The 326-nt window shown below is 58.9% G+C and carries 1 protein-coding gene; it reads left to right on the top strand.

Annotation, left to right across the window (positions count from 1 at the left end; genetic code table 11):
• Positions 1-326 (top strand): Ig-like domain-containing protein (locus R2A130_RS18670; RefSeq protein ID WP_009464514.1); only part of this gene is annotated, 326 nt, incomplete at both ends.

Here is a 326-nt window from a genome sequence, read left to right as displayed (position 1 = left end):
ACGGTTACGATCACTGTCGATCCTGTTGCTGATGCTTTGGACGATGCGATCACGACGGATGAGGATGTTGCAGCCACGTTCAACGTGCTGTCGGGTATCACGGCGGGCTCCCCGGACGGTGCAACGGCTGATACGTTTGGCGGTCCTGCCACGATCACGGGTGTATCTGCGACCAGCAATGGCGGAACGGTTGCGTTTACGGCTTCCGGCGCGATTACGTATACGCCGCCTGCGGGCTTCTCGGGCACGGACACGTTCACCTACACAGTGGACAATAACGGATCTGACGAGACGGCGACCGTTACGATGACGATTGCTGCCGTGAA

Origin of the sequence: Ahrensia sp. R2A130 (genome assembly GCF_000179775.1) — a bacterium.
Taxonomy (GTDB): domain Bacteria; phylum Pseudomonadota; class Alphaproteobacteria; order Rhizobiales; family Rhizobiaceae; genus Pseudahrensia.
This window is presented reverse-complemented; position numbering and strand designations above follow the sequence as displayed.